Source organism: Candidatus Nitrosocosmicus sp. R (genome assembly GCF_054408505.1).
The window spans coordinates 1,080,307-1,102,500 of sequence record NZ_CP167090.1 but is presented as its reverse complement, the minus strand read 5'-3'; the positions used below and the strand labels follow the sequence as shown (position 1 = coordinate 1,102,500).

Genomic DNA, 22,194 nt, shown 5'->3' with positions numbered 1-22,194 from the left:
ATTCTATTTCAGATTAACAATAAAGAGAAAGAGTACGATCGAAAAACTAGATTTGTATGTTGTTTTTATGCAAAATACAAGTGAATTTTCTATTACGTAAAATAATAATACTCCAAGGTACATAACATTAACTTAACAAAACGTCTTCTATGCTTCTGATTCAAACCCATAATTATGAGAATCCATAATTTAGCAGTTGATCAAAATCTTAACTAAAACATACTGTTAACTTTTATTAGTATCGTAATATAAATTTCTAGTCTATCTGATCATTCCCATGTCAGATTCAATCCATCAGGTCAGCACTGATTTTTTGATCGAATCCCCCTATTTTTTCATTTTGTAGCTTTACAATGGTATGAGCGCAGCTGGAAGTTTATAAATCACATTGTGGCATCTGCCAAATTCATTACCGACTCCGCCTTTTATCTTGGATACGTTCTATTTACAATCAAAAAAATATTAATATAAATCTTGTTCTTAGATTAACAATAATAATGATATTTATTTTGCTAATAAGTCAATTAATTCTGGACACGGCAAAAGGTACTCTGATTTTCATTAAATTTTGATCGAATATAAAATAGATTACTGAATAAAATAATCCTTCTAGAATATCTTTGAATAATTTATTATCTCAATCTAAAATTTAAAAACATATAAAAGATTCTGAGAAGGGACAATAAATTACATATGAAATATGAAGACTATGCGGATTTGTATAAGAGTAAGACATTTGAATCCATGAATTTGTATTTCAAATCCAGAGACATTTTTCCCGGGGGAATAAATCATAATATTCGATACTTTAAACCTTATCCTTTTTTTACCATCAAGTCACGTGGTAAATATTTATTTGACATTGATGGAAACAGGTATTTGGATTTTTGGAATGGTCACTGGGCTCTCATCCTTGGACATTCTCCGGAGATCGTGACATCGAAATTAAAGAAGCAAGTTGGTAAAGGTACTCTCTATGGGACTGCAAATAAAGCAAGTTGGAAACTAGGTAATGAAATTCATAAGGCCATACCCCTGGCGGAGAATTTAAGATTCTGTAGTACTGGCTCAGAAGCGACCATGTATGCAATTCGTTTAGCCAGGGCTGCGACGGGTAAAAGAGTGATTGCCAAAGTAGAGGGTGGATGGCATGGTTTTAATACAAACCTCTTGCAATCTGTGAATTATCCTTATGAGGCGGATGAAGGTATGGGACTAATTGAAGATGAGGGTCACTTTATTGAATCATTACAATTTAACGATTTAGAAAGATCCATCAAGGTGTTAGAGTCTATTAAGGATGACCTTGCAGCGATTATTGTCGAACCGATTCTGGGTGGAGCAGGATGCATTCCTCCTCAGGACGGGTATCTACTCGGACTACAAGAGTTTGCTAAAAGGAACGAAAGCCTCTTCATACTAGACGAAATAGTTACTGGATTCAGATTTGCCTTTGATGGTGCGATGAACATATTCAAATTAGACCCTGACCTTTTTACATTGGGCAAAATTATTGGCGGAGGACTTCCCATTGGAGCTGTCTGTGGGAAGAAAGAAATAATGAAATTGGCAGACGCAACTGTGGACAATAATAAATCTTCATACTGTTCGATTGGGGGAGGTACATTTTCAGCAAACCCATTGACTATGAAGGCTGGATATCATACTTTGAAAGAGCTAAGAAAAAATCCAGGAATCTATGAGAGAATCAATGGTCTTGGAGAAACTGCAAGAAGCGAATTGACAAAATTATTCGTTGAGCTTGGAATAAGAGTCCAAGTTACAGGAATTGGTTCATTATTCATGGTTCATTTCCTGAATGAAAAGACAGAGAGGATAGACAATGCTGTTGATGCAGCACTAAGCGATAGGGAGATATTAATTAATTATAATCTGGCACTAATGGCTAAACATGATATATTTTTCTTGCCAGGGAAGATGGGAGCTTTTTCAAACGCAAATGATAAGAAAGATGTAGTTAAATTGGTCGATTCCACTAGAAGAATATTTGAACAGAATAAACAATAATTGGACTAAAGCAAGAGTTTTAGCATACATTTCACCCATTGTCCCCTAATTTTCTCTCCACAAGGCCTTTTTCTTTGCCACCAATATAAAAAAAGCAAAGTATGCAATTTGGACAAATAATCCTAATGAGATGGTCCAACCCGGAGGTACTGGAAAACCCATTGAATATTGCAACATCAATGAGGCATGAGTGGTGGGAACAAAATATGATATGAATTGTAAATCTAAGGGCAATTTTTCTATTGAATAAAAAACTGGAGGTAAAATAGCAATAATAACGTTTACGAAAGAAATTAGCTGAGTGGCATTTCGCATATGCAGCATGTGAGAAGACAAGAAAAATCCTATGGAAGACATAGTCCCCCAAATGAGAAAGACATTTAATAATAACAAAGGAATGAAATTTAAAGAAACTGAAAAATATACGGCAAGTGAGAGCAAAACCAGCAGTGCAGGTAGCCCATATAGTAATTGTGACAAAGCCAATCCCAGCATATAAGTTATGGAAGAAACTGGAGAGGCAACAAATACGTCTTGCATTTTATATTCAATTTTGTAAAATGAAATATCTTGACCTAAAGCCAATCCGTAGCCTACTAGCGCCATAACCAGACTGCCAGCAACGGCAAACTGTACGTATTCACCACTACTTACTACAAATAATATGAACAACAATGAAAATGGAGAAATGGCCGTGAATATTAATGACAGAGGATTCCTTCTTAACCAAAGGAATCCTGTCATATACGCAATGATAAAGATTTGTTTCGTCACTACATAGCAATTATTAAGAATATTCATGACTAAAGTACGTTTTCGGTCTGGAGAGATATATATTAACTAATCACAACGCACAAGGTTCTAGCAGGTTGTTAAGGAAAAGGTATATTTCTCAATTCGATTCAACCAAGAAGTGAGATTGAGATCTATTACAACCCACAGAACAATAGATGGCTCATCAATTTTCATTTCTTTAAAGCCACAATTAATTGACCATATTAAACTCTTAAAAAGAACAGAAATACCTTCTAAAAAAAGAATTAGGAAAAATGCTGGATATAGAACAGATGATGAACCCAAAAATGATGAGTATCAACAAAGACCCAGCTTCTGGATCGAAGGTTATGGTTGCTCAGCCAATTTTGCTGATTTAGAAATGATGGCGGGACAGCTAAAACTACGGGGATTCAGGTTGGCGGAGAATCCAGAGAACTCTAGTATTAATTTGATAGTAACATGCTCGGTAAAAAATTCTACTGAACATAAAATGATTCATCGGATTAAATATTTGACTAATACTAATAAACCATTGATTATTGCTGGCTGCTTGCCGGCAGCTGATGAGAGTTTAGTAAAATCTGCTAATAGCCACGCAAGCTTAATTGGACCAAATTCCATTGATAAGGTAGTCGAGGTCGCTCATGCGGCGTTGGGTGGACAAACTGTATCAAGCCTAGTGGATTCAAATATAGAAAAAATAAATATGCCCAAGTTCCAGATCAGTCCTATAATTAGTATCGTTGAAATCTCAACTGGTTGTCTAAGCGAATGTACCTTTTGTCAAACAAAGCTTGCGAAGGGTAATCTAAGGAGTTATAGAATTGGCCAGATAGTTAAACAAATAAGAGAAGATTTAGAACATGGGAGTAAAGAGATTTGGCTTACATCCACGGACAATGGATGTTATGGATTGGACATTGGGACTAACATAATAAATTTGTTAAGGAGCTGCGAAAAAATAAACCAAGAATTTAAGATAAGACTTGGAATGATGAACCCAATGTATCTGACCAGAATGATAAAGGATCTATCGACGTTTTATTCAGAAAGTGAAAAGCTTTTTAAATTCATCCACATCCCCATCCAGAGCGGTAGTGAAAGAATCTTAAGGAAAATGAAAAGAGGACACACGATTAATACAACCAAAGACCTTATCACGAAATTGAAAGACAAGATTCCAGAAATCACAATTGCAACAGACATTATTACCGGATTCCCCTCAGAGACCAATGAAGATTTTGAACAGACTTTAGATTTAATATCATTTATAGATCCCGATATTGTTAATTCATCGAAATTCAGTTCTAGGCCCGGAACTGCCGCTTCGAAATTAAAAAAGGTCGATGACGACATAATTTCAGTTAGATCAGAAAGGCTGCATAATTTAATCAAGGGAATAGCAAAAAGGAGAAATTCCAAGTGGATTAATTGGGAAGGAGAGATCCTCATTAACGAAATTGAAAACGGAAAATTGAAGGGGAGAAATGATTATTACAAATCAATAATTCTAGAACGTGATCCTGATGAGGCATTTTTGAAAGGAAAGAACCAAACCAATTATAATTCAAGAATAGAAGAATCAAAGGTCTATCACAAATATACGGATCAAAAGGAAGAAAATATGGTTATCAAAACTGGTCCTTATAAGAATAGTATATTATGTTTTGACAACCCTTTCATAGGCAAAAGGGTCAGAGTCAGAGTAATAGCCTGTTCAAATCATGTCTTAAACGCAATACCGGTGTAGCCTACGCTCATAAGTGGTCTCACAACACTTTTATCTATCGACTAAGGTTTGTTAATGACGATTGAAGAATGCTAATAGTTTGAATACGTGTATTATCGGTGTTGGGAATGCAGGGATAAATATAACAATTGAAGTATTGAATAAAGTAAATTTAGATTATCTTCTTTTGGAGAATCATTCCTCGACCGGACTAGATTTTGATAATAAAATTGAAATAGCTATTCCGTCCAGAATTAATCCATCTCTGGATCAAATTAGAAAAGCATTATCGGAAGCGACAGAAGATATTTTATCAAAGGTTAACCAATCCCAATCTATTATCATTGTAGGGAACTTGGCTTCCAAGTTTGGCTCAGCAGTATTGCCAGTTTTATCTCAAATGCTAAAGAACAATATAAATAGAGAGATAATTTGCTTAACTATACTACCCTTTGGATTTGAGAAAGAAAAGTTATTTCGTTGTGGAGTATCTCTTTCTTTCTTATGTAAATTCGTTAATAGTATAATAGTAATTGATAACAATGCAATAATAAGGAACGATAACGATATTTCCATTGAACAATGCTACAAGATTACAAATACAGCAATAGTCGATATAATAGTTCAATCAGTGATCAAGAGTTTTCCAGAAAAATTAAATTATGTTGCGTCTAGTAAATCTACAAAGGGTATAAAGAATGCCTTTGTAGAAACAATGGCTCAACTGACACAAAAAATCGATATTAGTAGCATACAAAAATGCTCTCTCTATTTATATCAGCCTACTGAAAAAATTTCAGTAATGAAAAATGTAATAGAGACAGCCAATAATATACTTTCGGAAGCTGAACGAGAAGTAAACATACTAGAAGGAGGAAATGATACTCCCAAATGTCATATCTTGGTGAAAACAAATAAAGATATCATATCAGGATACGATCCCCTGAACTTTTTAATTCCGAAGAAAAATATTTTAGATTTTGAACCTGAAATAGCAATGGATGATATTCAATTACCTTATTTCAAAGATATCGAATCAGGATCTGCTTTAGTTAACAAAAGATCCAATAATTGATATTGATACTTTAAAAAGATATAAAATAAATATAAAACTATAAAACCACAATCAGAGTTTTATTTCTGAATTTGTTGTTGATTCTAAAAATAAAAAATTATTTGAATATAATTCAAGATTAAATTATGACATTGTTATTTCTTTTTTTCCGGTCCACTCTCTTCAATTGCAACATTATCATCTTCCACTTCGACCTTTTCTGATGTTTCAATTTTAGGTTGAGAATCTGATTCGATGACAATATCCTCATATAGAGAAACTATAACCTGATCGTCTTCATCTTTCACTATTCTAACCCTCACCTTTCGTGGGGGATTAGTTTTGCCTCTTTCCCAAATGTATCGATTCAGCTCTTGATCAATTTTAATTTGTGAGCTTTTCATATGTTTTATAGCAAATTCTTTAATCATGTTAACTACTCTATCTGTTCTCTTATGCTTTGGTGTTAACCATGCTTTACTGAAATTTATTGTATATATTCTTGCGAGTGTATCCTCAACTGTTGACATTTTACATTATCCCCCTTTTTATCCTATATTCACATCTGATCTGCGCCATGACCTTCTTTTTGGATTTGTTCTAACATGTCGGTGTGTCCGAATAATAATCCAGGCTGGCACCGGTCTATTTTGTTTAATTTTTTTCAATAGTCTTATTTTTCTGGTTGTACTTTTGCGGGCAGCCATGATATCTTCTTTTACAATGCTACCTATTTTTAAGTGTTAACATACAATAACAGGCCCTGTTAACTTAACGATAAATCTTTAGCTTAAAGACGCTCTATTTCTGTTATGTTAAGTAAAAGAAATAAAACATCTTCAGAGCATATTTACTATGGTCTGTATTTGTACTTTCTAGGCTTATCGCTTAGAAATACTGCCAAGGCATTGTCCTTTTTACATATTATCAATAGAAGTCACGTTGCAATTTGGAATTGGATTCAAAGGTATAAACCTCGAAAGGTTTCAACAAGAAGAACAAAAATATCAGAATACCTCATTGATGAGACATTAATAAAAGTCGGCTCAGAATACTCCTGGTTATGGGCAGCAATCGAACCAGAAAATAGGCAAATTCTCGCACTCTTTCTTAGCTAATAAATCCAAGGAGAGGAACATGCTTATCGCAGAGAGATTTATTTCAGGTCTGATCAAGATTCACGGAAAACATGTCGTATCAACAGACGGTGGAACCTGGTACCCAATGGCTTGTAGATTCCTAAAACTAAAACACCATATCAATTCTTCGTTTGAGAAAAGTCTGATTGAAAGAACTATGCAGTACATCAAGGATCGAACTGAAGGATTTGACGATTACTTTCCATGTAGTAAAGAGAAGTGTAAACTAGACCATGTCAAAAACTGGTTGAATCTATTTGTAAAAATACACAACAAGGAGGTGCCAGACGCCTAAGTTAGCAGCGCCCAATAACATCAACAATAAGAATTTCTATTGCGCTCTTAGTAAATTACTGTACTGGAAAATTATTGAGATTTGACAAGTATTTGCCTAAATGTGGCGAGCCAAGAAAAAAATGTTTTCGTTGTAATTCTTAAAGTTGGATTTAGAACCGATCCTTTAGACAAAAATGCTCATTACATTGACAGCAGAATTATGATGATGATTATGTAAATTGAGATGGCCAAAGAATAACGATTAATAGATGACTTAGAATAGATGACAATCTTATTCTCTATAATTATTTCCCAGTAGAATGGGTTTCTCGATGGCGGCTGATAATTGATACAAATCCATTAATATGCACAAATATAACAATAAACCTCTAGCTTTTTCATAAATCATCAAACTAAAATAACAAATTAATTGCCCACTGCCATATTGTTTAGATATGTATGTCTGTGAAACTTGCTTTAATTTTCTAAAATCAATTTATTCTGTAAAGCAATTAAAAAAAATTCAAGTCATACCAAATGGCCAAGATTTAGGATTTCAGTGTCTCTGTAGCTACCACAAGAAGCTCGTTGACAGTTTCAAATCCTAGCATTAAAATTCTAACGATGACCTTATTTTATGACTTTAGAGTCGACCGAGTCACCGACATTTATGTCAAATTTGTTTGTAAAATTGGAGACAACTTCTAATACATACAATGAATCGTCATTTGGTGCATAGGACGGACACGGAAGCAAGAAGATACAGGGAGGAAGATTTTTTTCTATGTGAACGATCTTGCCATCTTGGTTAATCCAAATAATGTCTATCGGAAATTTCATGTCTTTCATCCAAAAAGAGTATTTTTGTGGAGTCTCAAATATGAATAGCATTCCTTCGTTTTCATTGAGGGAATCTCTAATTGCCAATCCCTTAGACTGAGCATCAGGAGTCGTAGAAAGACTAGTTATTAAATTAACACCTCCTACCGTCACCAAAGATGTTTGATTTTGTTTTTGCTCTTGAGCTAGGACATTTTCAATTTCTTTATAGGCTACTGAAGATAACAACATTAAGATTAGAAATAGAAATGAAAACCAAGGGGGAATAATTTTCTTCAATTGTATCGGTGTACTTAGAGTCTGCATAATTTAAACAATACATTTTTTATGATGAGATTCTTGAAAATATATATGGAATGCAATTGCAGATGTATAAATTGCAAAAGCCCAAGCTTAACTAGTAACAATTTTGTGGCTTCTGATGGATATGAGGATTCTCATCATACATGTATGACCTGCGGAGTACACTTCAATCATCTGGATGGTGAACAATTCAAGCATTGTGATATTTGTGAATTTCACGCTTCAATTAAGAAATAAGACAGCGGGAATTGATCATGTTAAAAGTCTTTCCTTGGATAATGCCTTATCGAATTCCTCCTCACTCATTAATTTTCTCTCAATTATTACATCTTTAATGGTTTTGTTGCTTGACATTGCTTCCTTGTAAACTTCAGCTGCTTTAAGATAGCCTATTATTGGATTCAATAATGTTACCAACACAGGGCTCTTCTGGACACTTAATTGAAGTTTCTGTTTGTTTGATTGTATTCCATCAACCATATTCTTAGAAAATATAGGTAGAAAATTAGTGAGCATGTCTGTGGAATCTAACACTGACTTAACCATCCCTCCAAGCATGACGTTTAATTCAAACTGTCCCGCCTGAGATGCCATGGTGACTGAAAGATCATTTCCAATTACTATAAAACAAATCATATTCAGCGTTTCAGAAAGAGAAGGATTGACTTTTCCTGGCATTATTGAGGACCCTGCATGAACAGCTGGAATAGTGATTTCCGCAAATCCCGCCATAGGGCCTGAAGCCATCAACCTAAAATCGTTTGACATTTTTGTCAATTCGATGGCAAAATTTTTTATCGCAGAGGAACAATTCGCTACATCAAGCTTACTTTGTAGAGAATAGAATAAGTTAGGCGACGGCTTTAATGGCAGTTCAGAAATATTGGCTAAATTTTCAACCACAAGGGGTTGATAACCTTTTGGTGTATTTGCGCCCGTTCCTACGGCTGTGCCTCCAAGGGCGACATAGTAGAGTTGTTCCAAAGATCTGCTGATAAATTCTTTTGATTTTATTAGTGCAAACAGGTATGAACTAAATTCGTCCCCCATGGTGACTGGGATTGCATCCATCAAGTGAGTTCTACCAATTTTTATATCATCTTTAAAGTCAATTGCCTTTTTTTCTATGGAATGGATCAATAGGTCCAATGATTTTAGTAACTCTTGACAATTCATGATTATAGAAATATGAATGGCTGTAGGAGAGGTATCGTTACTCGACTGGGACATATTCACATGGTCGTTTGGACTGATTATTTCGTAAGAACCCTTTGGTTTGCCAAGGATCTCTAGTGCCCGGTTTGCAATTACCTCATTACAATTCATATTAAAAGCTGTGCTTGCTCCCGAATTAAGGGTCTCGATTACAAATTGATCAGATAATTTCCCTGCCAAAATTTCATCACAGCTACTTATTATTGCATTGGCAATTTGAGACGACAACACGCCAAGGTCTCGGTTTGTTACAGCAGCCGCTTTCTTGATCATAATGAATGCCTTTACAAAGTTCCTATGTGGTTGGAGTTTTGTTATTTGATATTGTTCCTTTGCTCTTGTAGTGAATGGACCATAATATGCATTTTCTGGGACGGCCACTTCACCCAATGAATCCCTATCAATTCTAGTTTTTTGAGACATATTATTCATTTTTGAAATCGGTATTTAAAATGTATAATGCAAGAAATTCAGGTTTCGATTAACCATCTTGATCATTTTTTTATATCTTTTTGAATAATAGGAGGGTAAAAATCAAGGTTGTTTATTTATATATAATAATTACACGTAAAGATTACTTTAATAGATTTATTTTAATTTTCATATCAATAATTATTTTTATTTTAGTTATTTTTAAAAATAGTGAAATATTTTCTTGAAGAAAATAAAAAAGATTGGTATTGATCAAACTTGACAATATCACATAAAGGTATATTTATATCGAGTATTTATATACCCCCAAGGAAACGAATTATGCCCCAAACAAAACCAATGGTAAGTATAGAAAACGTTGTGGCATCTGCAACGGTCAATCAAACTATAAATTTAAACTTGATTACACAGATATTTCCCGATGTAGAATATCATCCAGATCAATTTCCAGGACTAGTTTTTAGATTAAAAGCCCCCAAAACTGCTACGTTAATTTTTAGTTCAGGGAAGATGGTTTGTACCGGGGCAAAATCAGAAGAGCAAGCCATTAAGGCAGTAAGAAGTGTTGTTCAAAAGTTACGTAAGGGTGGAATTCCTGTGGAAAATGATCCAATTATTGAAATTCAGAATATTGTCGCTTCAGCAAGTTTAGGAGGTAAAATCCATTTGGAGCTAGCAGCCAGAATATTGCCAAGAAGTATGTACGAGCCCGAGCAATTTCCAGGATTGATCCATAGGATGTTAGATCCAAAAACCGTAATTTTGTTATTTGCAAGTGGTAAGCTTGTTTGCACCGGTGCAAAAAAAGAAACTGAAGTATATAGGGCAGTTACCAACTTGCATACCCTTTTGGAAGAAAAGAATTTAATGATATACGAAAGTTAAGAATCTGCGATCTCCTCTTTAATTTTAAAGTATTCGTTCTTATCAATCCTAGCGTTATCATTCAAGATTTTGATAATCCGGAAGATTGGGATTACACTTTTTATCTTTAATCCAAACTGATTAAACAAATCTTGAGACCCTTGATTTCTATCGACCAGAACAACTACTCCACCCAAAACTGCATGATTGGGCAATGATTCTATTCCCGATAATATAGATTGTCCGGTTGTAATTACATCATCCACAAATAATATTTTTGAATTTGGTTCTAATGCTCCTTCTATTTTTTTCTGAGTACCATAGCTCTTAAGATCCTTCCTCACGTAAATATGAGGTTTAAAGAGTTCGTAAGAAAGAGCTGAGCCAAAGATGGTTCCTGAAGTTGGCACAGAGCAAATATAATCAAAACTCTCAAAGCCAATTTGTGAGTAGATAAGGTCTTTCAGTAAGGATATGGTCTTTCTGAAATACAATGGATAACTCTGCAGAATTCGCAAATCCAAATAAAAATGGCTCTTTCTACCACTTGATAGTGTAAAATCTCCAATCTTGATGGCATTTCTATCGAATAAAAAGAGTATGAGATCCTCCTCCATCTGTAATTTATCATTTTCGTTCAACTGCTCCTAATTAGATAATCTTTGATTTTATATGTTACTCACTGCTAAATATTCTATTATGCCGGAAATATGGTTAGGTTATGGCGATTCAGAAATTATATTAGATATCAAATATGAGAATATTTCTCACATACTTAGACCTTCGATGAATAAGTTAGATTTGAAGAAATTAGAAAATGAAATACAAAACAAGATAGTGATTCAAGAGTCAACTCTGATTCTGATTACGAGCCCATTCTTCTTCATGCTACCAATATTGACACTTATCCAAAACATGTCCAAAGAACTGAAAATTGAAAATATTGAGTACTGTATACTTTCAAAATCCATTCCCCAAAGAGCAAAACAACAGCTTAATGAAAATGGCATTAGCATTGGTAGACTTGCCAGCGAGGAAGTATTGGAGAAAATAAACAAATTTAATAACACCATCTTGATAGACAGGATCGAATATGATCCGGTCTTTGGTTATACTGGGTCCCCAGTCAGACTATTGAGGGAATGCTATCCAGATGAAATGAACCAAGTCTACGCGTTCATATTTGATTCGTTACCTCAACCTGGTAAATACAGTGAACCTCTTAAGTTGGCTATAGAAGTTACATCTAAAGTTGCTTCTCAGTCAATACACGTAATTTCTAATAATGAAGGAATTGACTCGATTTTCATAGGAGACCTTTCAAATTCTTTTAACCAAGCCATTGAAAGATTTAAGTCAATAACACAATTAACCTCTGAAACTTCAAAATCCGCATTCATTTCTGGTAACACTAACTATTCCTGCCAAATGACGCTTGGAAATAGTTTAAACCTTTTGTGGAATAATTACCACGTAGTGAGTGACAATGGCATAATAATATTATTAGCAGAAAATCGGTGGGGAGTGGGTAATGGGACATTGCTTAAACTCATTGAAAACAGACTGGATTTAGTTGGACTGAATAAATATCAATATTCAAAAGATTTGGAGCACATTAATTTTCTAAAAATGTTAAGGGAAAAATATGAGATTTTTTTGATTTCAAGTCTTCCTCGAATTTATTCTGACAAATTGGGATTTAAATCGCTGCAAAGAATCAAGGATGGATACAAGCTAGTAATTGAAAGAAATGGTAAATATTCAAAATCCGCAATAGTTCCAAATTCGGAAATTACATTGATAAGTTTATGAATATTTGCACAAATTCTTGAATAGAGAGCATTACTATCTTAAGGATTACATTGTAGACATCGATCAACCCAAAAGCTGCAAGTTTACTAAAGTTTAGAAAGACTAGACTTGATTTCTCCTATACTTGCTTCTGACTTAAACCCTGTCGGTGAAAAAATGGTCGGGGTGGTGTTATACCCATCCAAGATTAATTTACTAACAATTTTAGAAAGGGGATAAGTACTATTCTTCATAATTTTTCCAAATTCGTCACTATTGTAATGATACGGGATATGATCTAATTCTTTGGATGCAATCTCGAAAAACCTCTTGATAGGATTCTTACTTTGTTTTACATTTGATTTCTGCATCATTCTTGCTTCCGATCCAAGTACTTCAGCTAGTATTTTGAAAATCACATTCTTATCGAATATATGAGATACCCATAACGGCCCACTCATCCTCATCTTTTTCTGACACAACGGACAATCAATGACAAATGGAGTTTTTTTCATCAATCCTCTATATCCGCATTCGAAACAATGAAGTATATACCCTAATTTATCAGTTATTTTATTCGCCAAATAATTGCTTTTTGATACTTTGCAATAAATTCGTATATAATTTCTGTATGAGTGTGCAAATATTGGATTAATGTATAGATCAAGCCTAGAAGCAACTAAGGCAGTACAGGATAGTAACAATCTTGTGCCGATTTCCAAAGAATACCCAGTTCTCAACGGTATTCCATAATATTTTCTATAACAGACTCTTGGATAAACACCCTGCAGTACCGCGGTATCGGTTGCGGTAATTGAGATCATACCGTCATTTTCAACCCCACGCAAGATGCAATCCAAATAAGGTGCAGGTGTTCCGAAAGGATCCAAATCAATTATGGTCGCGCGATTACCAAAATTGGCACTAGCCGATAGGAAACTACAAATCTCGGATGTATAAAAATCAGACTTGTGGTATACATTGTTTATCACGGCATTAACTTTCGCAGTTTGGGCAGATAGCATATCAAAATCATTAAAAACCACCTTCTGAATTTGAGGAATTTCTTTCGCGACTCTTATACCTCTTGCCCCCAACCCACACATGGAATCAACAAAGGAAATATTCTTCCTTGACTGATCAATGTAATGTCGGTATATCAGAATAGAAATATCTCTGTTAAATTTTGCAGCTGGGTTAAAGAATGCAGGAAATTTAGGAGGCTCCTTTTGGGTTAAGGCTTGTGTTGGAACCAAGAGTGTGACCTCCCCTTCTTTGATCTTCGACCAGTCATATGTGGTTTTCATTCTTTCCAAATAATAAACGGAGGTCCACCCCATATTTATTCAATCTTAATCTCAACCTATGAAAAAAATAATATCATATTTGAATTTCCTTGCATAAGACACTCAATCTCTCGCGTAATTAAAACTGGCTAGCTCCGTCTCCTATCCATTATCATCCAACTAGCCTAACGAATTCATCATCCTATAGTTTACCAGTCCTAATACTATGTCCGATGTCTTATCGTACTTTCTTAATCTATTCCTAAACACATCATTCATTATCCTGCAGATGGTATGTTCGACTACAATTATCCTTCTTTTAGAGATCTTTGTTGTATTCCTTTTCCTCTTCTGTTAGATCCTTTTGATTCTTTTCTTTCTTTCTTACCGGTAAAGAGGAACTTTTGCTTTGGATAGTCTTTTTGTACTCTCAGTCCAGGATCCTAGATCAAATGTATTAATAATATCTTTTGGAATAACAGGATGATCCTTCTTGTATCTCTTTAAAATAATTTAGAGAAATTGCGATATATTCACACATCTTTTCATAAAAGATGTTTGGATTAATTACGCAAGAGATCGAGTGACTGCACAATCGCATTAAATTGTTTCTTGTTGAACTAGACTCAATTTTTAGGGGAATTGAATTTTTTTGTTGTAAATTTTTTATAAAATTGAAAAGTATCTACCTCAACAAGGATTAAATTATTGAAGATTCAAAAAGTTAAATATAGGATTTTCTTGTTTACTTGAATCAAACATTTTTTAAATCAAATTTATTCCTCGGATTAGCACTATGTTCCTACATTTCATCCTTTCAAAAAGTTCATGTGGCTTCTTTTTTCTGCAAACTATCAAAGCCAAAAGATTAGAATCTAGTTTATCACATGCAGATTTCAAGCAGGGGAAACAGAATCTGGATTATTATAAATAACTTGAATGAGGGTAGAAATCAGTAGCCAATCTATGGTCATTTTCCTTTTTTTGACGCGGTAAACTAGCTCATTTATCAGAGTAATCGAGTTTTTCATTAATATAGGATTAGTGAATTCAACAAGAATAGATAGGATTGTTGTTAGGCGGAATTGATGAAGCCGGGCGAGGTTCTGTGATTGGTCCCCTAGTGATCGCAGGTATCTCGTTCGACCCAACGGGATTAGAAAGTATTAGGAACGAGGGCATTACAGATTCTAAAAAACTTTCAATACAAAAAAGGGAAACTTTGTATACCAAGATTTTGAAATCAGCTGTTTCTGTTTTCGTATGTAGAATTAATCCTATAACCATTGATAATTACGTGAACCACAAAAAATTGAACGTTCTAGAATCAAGATTTATGACGATCATCGCAGACAATTTAAGGGCTGACAAAATTATTATTGATGCATGTGATGTAAACCCCGATCGGTTCAAACAGTCGATATTAAAAAATTTGACAAGCAAGTCAGTCAAGATATATTGTTTTCACAAGGCCGACACAGACAATTTGATAGTCTCTGCTGCATCTATAATTGCCAAGGTAACTAGGGATAGAGAGATTAAGAAAATAGAGGAGACCTTGTGTAAAAAAATAGGCTCAGGATATCCCTCTGATCCGTCAACAAAATTATTCCTGAGAAATCATCTTTTTGATAACGAAAATAAAAAATACATTAGATTCTCGTGGAGTCCTGTTAAGAACATGATAAACGAATGTGCTCAAACAAAGCTTTTCTAATAAAAAGTTTGACTTATTATACTATCTAGCCTAAAAATTTGGCATGAATTAATGAATGATCCTTATCAAAAGGCTCTAGATTAATAATCTGCAAAATCTGAAATTGATTATTCTCAAGTTTCTTAGCTTCGTTTTGAGTTACCAACTTAGGATCTGTCAATACATCTATACTTCTAGTCTTGATGACTATTATCAAATCGCCTCCGGGCTTTAGGTAACATTTGCAATTATTGATTGCTATATCAGTTTGATCTGGTTGTGCAATATCTGAGTACACTACATTCACCAGTCCAAAATACGAATAATAATGTAAAAATCTTCTTGCATCCATTAAAATAGGAATAATATTTTTTCTTCTAGAGGCAACATTTTCCAAAAATTCTCTCGCAACGCGAACAGATGGTTCGACAGCAAATATCAATCCCTTATTTCCCACTATATCTGATACATGACTTACGGTCGTTCCGGTTGAGGCTCCCAAATAGAGCACTGAAGAAGATTCCTTAATTGGATTATCCTTAAGATTCTTAAATAATGCTCCGGCTAATTTACTTCTGTAAGGTTCCCAAATTCTATATTCGAGATCGTCAATTTTTATTATTTTTTCTCCATAAACGCTTTTTCCTGTGTCTAGATTTTGGGTTGCCAAATATTTTTCCTTCGCCTGGTCTACCAAAATAACAAAAGATCCATTGTCGTATGATTTATACAAAGTTAATTGATTCATTTAACACGCCTTCTTTTGCAAACACAATCCATTATTTTTTATTTGATTTATGGAATCTTTTTTTGAATTTATTCTTCTTGAATTTAAAATCTTTATCCCCATCTCTATCTCTATCTCTCCCGTATTTCTTTCCTTTATTTCTAGTATATGAATCCCTATCACCTCGCTTAAAATTTTGTTGTTGTTGTTTTTGCTGAATTTCGGAAGGTTCTTTATACTTTTCTTGAATTTCTGTTATCCTATCGTTCAACTTACTTGCCAATGCATTGCTCGATTCTGGATTCCGACTATAAAGATCAACTCTGGCAGCAATTGCAGCTTTTGAGGAGATAGCCCTTGCCAATTTTCCCCTCTGCCATTTTGGTGCCGAATGAATAACAGGGTGCTGAAAGAGTAAACCATGCTTTGGGGGATTAGCACCAGTTTTCAAAGTTCTAAATAGCGCCTTCTCAGCACCAAGAATCTGGATCGTGCTAGATGACAATGAAGCTAGTCTTTTCAAGCTGCCTGCTTTGGCGATTAAGCGTGCTCCAACAGTAGCAGTTAGTAATTCCTTCAAATTTGGTGATATCATTTCCATGGATATATCAATATGGTCCTCTATTGTCTTTCTAATTTGCCCTAAAGAAATAACCTCATTAGCGAGACTCTGTAATATTAGTAAATTATCTTCTGTAATTTTGCCCCCTTTACTTCTATTCGCTGTCATTCGAATGATCTCAATTCTATTTTCCGGTATGTCCAGGGTTTGTAAGAATTCTACTGTTATTTCATCCCGCTTGCCAACTTTGGATACAATATTTGCATAAGTTGTAATATTTTGGAGTAGGTTATCCAATTCAGGGAAGTGAAGTCCATACCATTCTCTCATTCGAGTTCCAACTGTATTTAATATCTTGTCTATTTCATCTAATGCATTGATGGATTGACTAATATGTAAATCCAATTGCTCGGAGGCTTCCTGAACTCTTATAGAAGACCATTTAAGTGCAAACTCTCTTATCTCACCTGATATATTACTCACTATTTCTGAATGGTCCTGTGAATTAGAACCATACATCTGTGTATATAAACGGATCTTACCAATCTGCAATTGTTTTTCATCGCCGTCAGGAATTTTTTCAGCATTAAAAGTATTATTTTTCAAATAATCTATTAACTCCGGATAATTTGTTTGCAATAATTCAGGTTTAACTTTAAAAAACTCCAAGCTTTCCGAAATTTCTTCATAGTCCCTATTCTTAATTTTCAGGTGGGATACTATAGGATCATAAAATTTCTTAAAAGATTGGGTTTGATTCTTTTCATCTACAATAGCAATGCCTAACTCAAGAATCAAAAATTTGTACACATTGTCAGTCATAAATCTAAATTCAAGATAACTTAAAAGATATAGAATAATAACCTTGTTATTTCTTAATTGCAAATCTAATTAGAAGAATAAATGGATTAAAAAATTCTAAAAAACACTATGCATCTTATAGCCAATGTAATTATTGATGCCGTAGCTAGCCAAATCTAAGTAATTTACAATGAACTAACCAGGGTACATTCTATCCAAATGGAAGAGGAATATTAATACCCTGCTCACTTAGTTGCTTTTGCACATCATCGAATATTTTATCTGCAAGATCCTCTTCGTTATTTGGTATATCTCGATTATCAGTATCGGAAGTGGGTGGAGTTGTTTCATCCGTTACCTTAGGTGACCCTTCAAAAGTAGTACTCGTCTTTTTAATCTTATATCCATCAACAGAAGCTAAAACGGATACGTCAATGGTCGCACCAGAATCTATAACACTAGTCGGTATAGTTGTACTGTATTTTCCCAGCGAGTCTGTAGTGCCAGAGAACGAATTGTCGTTAATTGAACCTGTAATAGCACTATCTGTCAAAGGATCATTTGTAATAGCGTCATTTACCCCAATGACAATTTTTTGGTTTGTACCTTGTCCGGTTTTGTCAATACTGACATCCATTGTTTTGAGCTCTAGCGGCTTCGATGTATTAGTAACAATATTTACTTTTGCAAATTTCACGGAAGATAGTGGGGAATAGCATTGCAATTTTGCAGTTAAAGACTGTGAGCCATTCTTGAGGTTATTTGATCCAGGTTCAAGCACGACACTCCAACTTCTATAATCACTTGTGCCATTAATGCCTCCTGGTATTGTTTTCTTAAAATTAGATTGGTTAGCGCTAGTTGGTGCAATTACTCCCGCAGTATTACCATCAGCTAAAAGTACTTCACAATCATAATTGTTCGGATACTCCGAACTACCGTTAATATTTATAGGTTTATCAATATTAATTGTTTCACCATTAGAAGGAGATTCTATTTCGATCCCAGTCACGGGAAATGCTGAATCTTCAGTAGCCGAGTCTGTAGCACCAGAACTTAAATTATTCTGAGATGTACCTGTAATATTTCCGCTAGCTAAAGCTAAATTTGACGAGGATGTAGGAAATGTCCCATTAAATCTTGTTCCTGTTACGTTGACACTATAATATGCCTTTGCAGCACCTCCTTCACAAGCTAATTTTGAAGTGATTTTGTTTGAACCCTCATGAAAGTTTGCGTAGTTGGAATTGAATTTGTAGTTCCATTTGGAAAAGTCCTTTACACCAAGCGGACCAGTCCCATTTACACTTTGGTAGGGAAAGATGCTATTAGACACTATAGAAACATCGCAATTAGTTAGATTCCCGTTGTTTGATATAGAAAAACCTTCAACAGAAAGTCTTTTTCCCGTAATATCAAAGTAATCAGTGCCGTTGATAAGAACCTGATCACCACTTGTGGGATGTGTAATTCTGATCCCGTAAGGGTTCTTAAGCAAAGATGGAGAAGGTGAAGGAGCAGTAATAGATGTAGAATCTGAATTTTGATTGTTGTTTTGTGGAAGAATTTGGGCGGTGGCGCCTGAGAACAGCCCACCAAGAAATACAAAGGTAGAAAAAATAAGCACGATGGAAACCTGATAAATCAAACTAAAAATAATGCTTTCTAAAAATATTAAAAGCTTGTTATTTTATCAACAGGTTTAAAATAACATAAAAATTCAGTTAACGATTTTCACATAAAGATTACGTAGTTACGATTTTAAATAAATCCAAATATTATTTTTATGTTAGTAAGTTCTAAAATCTGGTATGGATTTTGGGTTTCTTGGTGGTAAAAAAAATAAGCCCCCGGATCGAAATAAAAGCAAAAAGAAAATTGTAGCAATCACCCAGAATGTTATTAATGGATTAATTTCCTATGCTAAAATGCATCATCCCTATGAGGGGATACTAATCTTAGGCGGTGAAAGAAAAAAAACAGAGATATTGATAAACAATTTGGTAATCCCTCCTTTCTCGGTACATGGACCATTCTATTCAGGGTTTCCAATAAATGAATTGCCCTTTGACTTAAATTATCTTGGGACAGCTCATTCCCATCCTAGTGGTTCAAGCCAACCTTCCCTTGAGGATCTGAACCATTTCTACGGTTTAATCTCTATTATTATATGTCATCCCTATGATGAGGAGGATATCCATGCATACAATAGCCAAGGCAGCGAAGTACCACTTGAAAGAAGGATTTAGAATAGAAATCATTGTTTTTTGCTTAACTTTGCCCTATACTCCAAGGATCTTCCTATCAGAATAAATGCCATACTAGTGATGGAAATCATGAGTCCTGGCGCCAATATCCACCACCAATATCCTAAAATTTCAGCAGATGAAAAGTGTGCATCCTGCAACATTTGACCCCATGTGGGAAAAGATGGGTCTCCAAATCCCAAAAAACTCAAGGCTGCTTCAGCCAATATTGCAGCTGGCACTGAAAGTGCAAAATTGGCTAGGGTAAATGGGATTAACTGAGGTATAATATGTCTTAACACGACTTTAAAGTCAGATTCACCCATCAATTTAGAAGCTTCAACGTAGGGATAGTTCTTAATTTGAACACTGAATGTTCGATTTATCAAAGCTAATCCTGGCCAGCCAAATAAAACAAAAAGTCCAATCAAAAATAACAAACTACTTCCAAAATTCAGTGATAATATTATAAATAATACCATTGTTGGAATCGAAAGAAAAATATCAATCACTATTACCATAAGCGTTCCTGTTTTCCCCCCTTTATATCCAGCAATCAATCCATAGAAAAGACCAATGGTTGTTGAAGTTGAAGCAACCGCGACTCCAATAATTAGTGCTACTGGAGTTCCAATCATAATTCCAAACGTAATATCCCGTCTAAATTCATCCGTTCCCATCAATCCAAACACCTTGCCTTCTATGATAAGATTGATTTCTTTTAAAACAGTGTCATTATCAAATGAATAAGTAGTAAATATAAACTGATATGTTCCTTTGAGAGGTATATTTGAATCAGTTTCAGAAAAAATTATTTTTTCCGCAGACAAATCACTTAAGGAAAAGTTAAACAAATTTGCATATTCCATCAAGGAATCAGTTACTTCTTTTGATGAGGAATAAACTCTTTGAGACACTTCGTGTTTTTGGTTGCTGGTATTTGATGATTGAACCCTGACATCGTTTTGAACGCTTGGCACAGAGTCTAAGGAATTGTAATATATAACAAATTCCAATCCATCTGGCCTCTTAACTGAAATTTCTACCGCGGGAGGAATTTCACCAAATTCTAACGAATATGGTATACTAAAGCCCGATGGAAATTGTCCATACATAAATTCGTAAGTAAATGTATGATTATCCACTTTGAAGTCGGTATCTGAATAAGAGGAGAGTACTGCTTCGTCTTTCGAATATATCTCATGTTCTGGTAATTGCTCCTGAAATGGCATCAAGAAATAGTTAATCCAAGCAGGGGCAGCGTTTTTGGGATAGTTAATCCAAAAAAAAGGATTATTCCATTCTGATCGTTCTTTTGCTGGAATATATAAAACGGTATAGATAGTGATCCCAATCAACAACAAAAGCAAGACAAGGCCCAATACACCGCCCTTGTAGTTCATTAGAAAAACTTTCATATTAATAGTCAAATTAAGTAAACCACATCCGCTAGCTCATTCGTCTCCGGTTCTAATTCTGGGATCTAAAAATGACAGTGTAAGGTCCAGAACCAATCTAGTCAATAAATAAAGTAGTGTAAAGAAGTATACCAGTCCTATAATTAAGGGAGAATCATTTTGAATAACTGCATTATAAAATAGATTTCCCATTCCAGGCCAATCAAAAATCTCTTCTATTAATATAGAACCTCCCAAAGTTGCTGTAAGTCCCAATCCCAGCATTGTCATCAATTGAGGACTAGCATTCTTCAATGCGTGTTTGAGCAAAATTTTTCTAGAGGGCAAACCAATAATTCCTAAGGTTTTTATGTAATCTTCTTCAATTACCCTCAAAACAATATATTTAGTGTAATAAACGGATGATGCAAACCCTATGATAACCATCGTAATAAAAGGCAAAGTCATATGATACAGCAAATCAACAAAGTATCCCGGAGTACCTGGAGCAATGAATGGAGTAGATCTTGCGGGAAAAACTTGCAGAAAATATGAAAACAAGACTATCATTATCATTGAAAACCACCATGGAGGGACACTTAGACTGGCAGACGCAAGACCGGCCACCAATTTATCTGAAATTTTTCCTTCTCTCTTTGCTAGATAAGATCCTAATACTATCCCTATGGCTATCACAGTTATTGACGAGGTAGTAAACAACAAAATTGTATTTGGCAGTTTTTCAATGATTAATTCATTTACGCTGCTTGAACCATCATTGGTAGTAAAAAATCTCGAATTACCCAGATTCAATGTAATGATTTGAAGGAGAGTATTGCTGATTTTTTTTAGAGAATACCACGGCTCATCTAGCCCCAAGCTTTTAGTTTGGATACTAATTTGTTTATCGATGATTGCCTGCCTTTCCAGCGGATCTTGTAGCTGGTTTAGTCTTTGATTTTCAGAAATCGAGTCTGATAGAGAATTAGTTACCTGCATTCGGATATTATCTACCATGATTTTGTCGATAG

At 34.6% G+C, this 22,194-nt stretch carries 21 protein-coding genes; 9 read left to right on the top strand and 12 right to left on the bottom strand.

Annotated elements, in window-relative coordinates:
- The first annotated feature begins 693 nt into the window (after positions 1-693).
- The gene (locus AAGU22_RS05695) at positions 694-2,028 is read left to right on the top strand and encodes an aspartate aminotransferase family protein (protein ID WP_458721239.1); all 1,335 of its coding nucleotides are present in this window, start codon (positions 694-696) and stop codon (positions 2,026-2,028) included.
- 45 nt (positions 2,029-2,073) lie between these two features.
- Here AAGU22_RS05695 and AAGU22_RS05690 read toward each other — a convergent pair whose 3' ends face one another.
- Complete coding sequence (locus AAGU22_RS05690; RefSeq protein ID WP_458721238.1) at positions 2,074-2,802, bottom strand: ABC transporter permease; 729 nt, start codon at positions 2,800-2,802, stop codon at positions 2,074-2,076.
- Between the two features lie 145 nt (positions 2,803-2,947).
- Here AAGU22_RS05690 and AAGU22_RS05685 point away from each other — a divergent pair, with 145 nt between their 5' ends.
- Together AAGU22_RS05685 and AAGU22_RS05680 are read left to right on the top strand one after the other, a co-directional pair.
- A complete protein-coding gene (locus AAGU22_RS05685; protein ID WP_458721237.1) occupies positions 2,948-4,555 on the top strand; it encodes a tRNA (N(6)-L-threonylcarbamoyladenosine(37)-C(2))-methylthiotransferase in 1,608 nt (535 codons plus the stop codon).
- A gap of 61 nt (positions 4,556-4,616) precedes the next feature.
- Positions 4,617-5,609, top strand: a complete 993-nt coding sequence (locus AAGU22_RS05680; protein WP_458721236.1) for a hypothetical protein — start codon at positions 4,617-4,619, stop codon at positions 5,607-5,609.
- A gap of 134 nt (positions 5,610-5,743) precedes the next feature.
- On the opposite strand, the gene AAGU22_RS05675 is transcribed toward AAGU22_RS05680, so the two are convergent.
- Both AAGU22_RS05675 and AAGU22_RS05670 read right to left on the bottom strand, forming a co-directional pair.
- Positions 5,744-6,118, bottom strand: coding sequence for a 50S ribosomal protein L31e (locus AAGU22_RS05675; RefSeq protein WP_458721235.1), 375 nt, complete (start codon positions 6,116-6,118; stop codon positions 5,744-5,746).
- A gap of 18 nt (positions 6,119-6,136) precedes the next feature.
- Positions 6,137-6,295, bottom strand: coding sequence for a 50S ribosomal protein L39e (locus tag AAGU22_RS05670; protein WP_144734863.1), 159 nt, complete (start codon positions 6,293-6,295; stop codon positions 6,137-6,139).
- Positions 6,296-6,400: 105 nt separating this feature from the next.
- Here AAGU22_RS05670 and AAGU22_RS05665 point away from each other — a divergent pair, with 105 nt between their 5' ends.
- Complete coding sequence (locus AAGU22_RS05665) at positions 6,401-6,706, top strand: hypothetical protein (RefSeq protein WP_458719600.1); 306 nt, start codon at positions 6,401-6,403, stop codon at positions 6,704-6,706.
- A 19-nt stretch (positions 6,707-6,725) separates the two neighbouring features.
- On the top strand, positions 6,726-7,022 hold the full coding sequence (locus AAGU22_RS05660) for a hypothetical protein (RefSeq protein ID WP_458719599.1): 297 nt from the start codon (positions 6,726-6,728) through the stop codon (positions 7,020-7,022).
- 611 nt (positions 7,023-7,633) lie between these two features.
- Here the strand turns inward: AAGU22_RS05660 and AAGU22_RS05655 are convergent.
- The gene (locus AAGU22_RS05655; RefSeq protein WP_458721234.1) at positions 7,634-8,122 is read right to left on the bottom strand and encodes a DUF192 domain-containing protein; all 489 of its coding nucleotides are present in this window, start codon (positions 8,120-8,122) and stop codon (positions 7,634-7,636) included.
- 276 nt (positions 8,123-8,398) lie between these two features.
- Positions 8,399-9,784, bottom strand: a complete 1,386-nt coding sequence (locus tag AAGU22_RS05650; RefSeq protein WP_458721233.1) for an aspartate ammonia-lyase — start codon at positions 9,782-9,784, stop codon at positions 8,399-8,401.
- Between the two features lie 330 nt (positions 9,785-10,114).
- Between AAGU22_RS05650 and AAGU22_RS05645 the strand changes: the two genes are divergently transcribed.
- The gene (locus AAGU22_RS05645) at positions 10,115-10,678 is read left to right on the top strand and encodes a TATA-box-binding protein (RefSeq protein ID WP_144734851.1); all 564 of its coding nucleotides are present in this window, start codon (positions 10,115-10,117) and stop codon (positions 10,676-10,678) included.
- Here AAGU22_RS05645 and pyrE read toward each other — a convergent pair.
- Positions 10,675-11,298, bottom strand: coding sequence for an orotate phosphoribosyltransferase (gene pyrE / locus AAGU22_RS05640; RefSeq protein ID WP_458721232.1), 624 nt, complete (start codon positions 11,296-11,298; stop codon positions 10,675-10,677). The two genes, AAGU22_RS05645 and pyrE, sit on opposite strands and share 4 nt — an antisense overlap.
- A 58-nt stretch (positions 11,299-11,356) precedes the next feature.
- On the opposite strand from pyrE, the gene AAGU22_RS05635 reads away from it, so the two are divergent.
- Positions 11,357-12,469, top strand: a complete 1,113-nt coding sequence (locus AAGU22_RS05635; RefSeq protein WP_458721231.1) for a hypothetical protein — start codon at positions 11,357-11,359, stop codon at positions 12,467-12,469.
- An 86-nt stretch (positions 12,470-12,555) separates the two neighbouring features.
- Here AAGU22_RS05635 and AAGU22_RS05630 read toward each other — a convergent pair whose 3' ends face one another.
- Positions 12,556-13,788 carry a hypothetical protein gene (locus AAGU22_RS05630; protein WP_458721230.1) on the bottom strand — a complete coding sequence of 411 codons (1,233 nt, stop codon included), beginning with the start codon at positions 13,786-13,788 and terminating at the stop codon, positions 12,556-12,558.
- A gap of 1,018 nt (positions 13,789-14,806) precedes the next feature.
- Between AAGU22_RS05630 and rnhB the strand changes: the two genes are divergently transcribed.
- Positions 14,807-15,451 carry a ribonuclease HII gene (gene rnhB / locus AAGU22_RS05625; RefSeq protein ID WP_458721229.1) on the top strand — a complete coding sequence of 215 codons (645 nt, stop codon included), beginning with the start codon at positions 14,807-14,809 and terminating at the stop codon, positions 15,449-15,451.
- 25 nt (positions 15,452-15,476) lie between these two features.
- Here rnhB and AAGU22_RS05620 read toward each other — a convergent pair whose 3' ends face one another.
- The 3 genes from AAGU22_RS05620 to AAGU22_RS05610 all read right to left on the bottom strand — a co-directional run bounded on the left by AAGU22_RS05620 (position 15,477) and on the right by AAGU22_RS05610 (position 19,147).
- Positions 15,477-16,178 (bottom strand): fibrillarin-like rRNA/tRNA 2'-O-methyltransferase, encoded by a 702-nt coding sequence (locus tag AAGU22_RS05620; protein WP_458721228.1) that lies wholly within the window; start codon positions 16,176-16,178, stop codon positions 15,477-15,479.
- A 31-nt stretch (positions 16,179-16,209) separates the two neighbouring features.
- Positions 16,210-17,604, bottom strand: coding sequence for an NOP5/NOP56 family protein (locus tag AAGU22_RS05615; protein WP_458721227.1), 1,395 nt, complete (start codon positions 17,602-17,604; stop codon positions 16,210-16,212).
- Between the two features lie 127 nt (positions 17,605-17,731).
- On the bottom strand, positions 17,732-19,147 hold the full coding sequence (locus tag AAGU22_RS05610) for a hypothetical protein (RefSeq protein WP_458721226.1): 1,416 nt from the start codon (positions 19,145-19,147) through the stop codon (positions 17,732-17,734).
- Between the two features lie 184 nt (positions 19,148-19,331).
- Between AAGU22_RS05610 and AAGU22_RS05605 the strand changes: the two genes are divergently transcribed.
- Positions 19,332-19,769 carry a Mov34/MPN/PAD-1 family protein gene (locus AAGU22_RS05605; protein WP_458721225.1) on the top strand — a complete coding sequence of 146 codons (438 nt, stop codon included), beginning with the start codon at positions 19,332-19,334 and terminating at the stop codon, positions 19,767-19,769.
- Between the two features lie 8 nt (positions 19,770-19,777).
- Here AAGU22_RS05605 and AAGU22_RS05600 read toward each other — a convergent pair whose 3' ends face one another.
- Together AAGU22_RS05600 and AAGU22_RS05595 are read right to left on the bottom strand one after the other, a co-directional pair.
- Positions 19,778-21,169 (bottom strand): ABC transporter permease, encoded by a 1,392-nt coding sequence (locus AAGU22_RS05600; protein ID WP_458721224.1) that lies wholly within the window; start codon positions 21,167-21,169, stop codon positions 19,778-19,780.
- 51 nt (positions 21,170-21,220) lie between these two features.
- Positions 21,221-22,180 (bottom strand): ABC transporter permease, encoded by a 960-nt coding sequence (locus AAGU22_RS05595; protein ID WP_458721223.1) that lies wholly within the window; start codon positions 22,178-22,180, stop codon positions 21,221-21,223.
- Positions 22,181-22,194: the final 14 nt, after the last annotated feature.